The organism is Candidatus Izemoplasma sp. (genome assembly GCF_982632705.1).
In genome coordinates this window covers 1-1,852 of record NZ_CEXEES010000115.1, presented here as the reverse complement: position 1 = coordinate 1,852, position 1,852 = coordinate 1, and the positions used below count along the sequence as shown (strand labels likewise).

Here is a 1,852-nt window from a genome sequence, read left to right as displayed (position 1 = left end):
GGCATAATTCACAACACCCGCTGGAGATCTATCAGTTCCTGAAAGAGATCGGTAGTGGCTACATGCAGTTCATTCCCATCGTTGAAAGAATTGGCATTCCTGACAGCAATGGGGGAATGCAACTACTGTCACCATCAGCAAGTGGGAGCAGACAGGTCACAGACTGGTCCGTAAATCCTGAAAATTACGGTCATTTCTTGTGTGAAATCTTTGATGAGTGGGTGCGTGCTGACGTTGGTAAGTACTATGTCCAGATATTCGATGTTGCCTTGGAGGCCTGGTCAGGTGGAAATCCCAGTCTTTGTGTGTTCAGAGAAACCTGTGGCGATGCACTGGCACTGGAGCACAATGGTGATCTGTTTTCATGCGACCACTATGTTTACCCGGAAAACAAACTCGGTAATATTTTGGATCACACCATGGCGTCTTTGGTAAGTAGTGAACAACAAAAGGATTTTGGTGTGGATAAAAAGAGTTCCTTACCGCAATATTGCATGGACTGCGAGGTTCGTTTTGTCTGCAATGGTGAGTGTCCAAAACACCGCTTTCTCAATACGCCAGATGGCGAGGCAGGTCTGAATTATTTATGTGCCGGATATAAAATATTCTTTAAGCATGTTGATCCCTATATGCGTTTTATGACGAATGAACTTCAACACCGGCGTCCACCAATTAATGTCATTGAATGGGCCAGGGAAAAGGACCAGAATCAGTTATAACTTGAGTCCTAAATTGAACTTGTTTCTGAAATTTAGCAAATCCGCTCCAGTACACAGGTCCTATCCATCTGTTTTTTTAACATCCGAGTGAACCAACGACTTGAGTCGCTTGGAGAATGAGAAAAACCTCACCAGTTGGAAGCCCGCCCCATAAAAAATTCCATAAATCTCACGGAGAATCCATATCATTCCCACCTGTACTATATCAATATGATGTAATTGTAACCCTTCAAAATTCGTTAGACCCTTAAGGATACTGCCTACTTGATATTTGGCACATGCCTTGTCTTATTAATGCAAATGGCACTAACGATAGCATTCAATTCTGGTCAATAGGGGAATCGTTAACTCCAATGGTTTTTAGGCAATCCGAACAGATTTTCAAATTCAAAATGGAGATTCCATTATGTGGTTAAGCTATATCAAAGCAGCCTTTAGGTCCTTGATCAAACAGCGACTCTATGCAATGATCAACATTGCAAGTTTGGCGGTCGGTGTAACAACCTGTGTACTCATACTCATGTTTGTTCGTTATGAGAATAGCTATGATAAATTTCACCCCAATTCAGATCGGATATTTCGTCTGGGCCTGTTAGGTAAAATGGGGGACAATGAATTCAGCATGGGTGTCTCAGCAGCTCCAGCAGGCCCCACCATGAAGGAAATTTTTCCTGAGGTGGTTGATTATGTTCGGGTTCGAGATACAGGTTTTACTGTCCGTTATGAGGATAAGCTCTTCTCAGAGGATCAGTGGTGGTTGGCTGATTCCTCAATATTCGATATATTTGAGATCCCCTTTATCATAGGTGATCCAAAGACAGCACTTACCCAGCCATATTCAGTTGTACTTACTGAGCGTATGGCCCGAAAATATTTTGGAGATGATGATCCAATTGGAAAGGTCCTGAACTCAGATAATCAAACTGACTATGCCGTTACAGGCGTGGTGAAAGCGTTTCCCGCGAACTCTCACTGGCACTTTGACTTTCTATCATCCCTGGTAAGCGATGAAGATTCTCGCTCAACCCAGTGGACAAACAATAATTATTTTACGTATCTACTCCTCGGGGAGACCAGCAACTATCTTGATCTTCTGGCAAAATTTCCAGATGTAATTCGGACATATGTTGGTC

General features: G+C 42.9%; 2 protein-coding genes. Both read left to right on the top strand.

Annotated features, from left to right (window positions below; translation table 11 throughout):
* Positions 1–719: SPASM domain-containing protein (locus tag AC2LE6_RS08985; protein WP_484478922.1), on the top strand; the 719-nt coding region annotated here is incomplete at its 5' end.
* A 406-nt stretch (positions 720–1,125) separates the two neighbouring features.
* The coding region (locus AC2LE6_RS08980) for an ABC transporter permease (RefSeq protein WP_484478921.1) at positions 1,126–1,852 on the top strand (727 nt) is incomplete at its 3' end.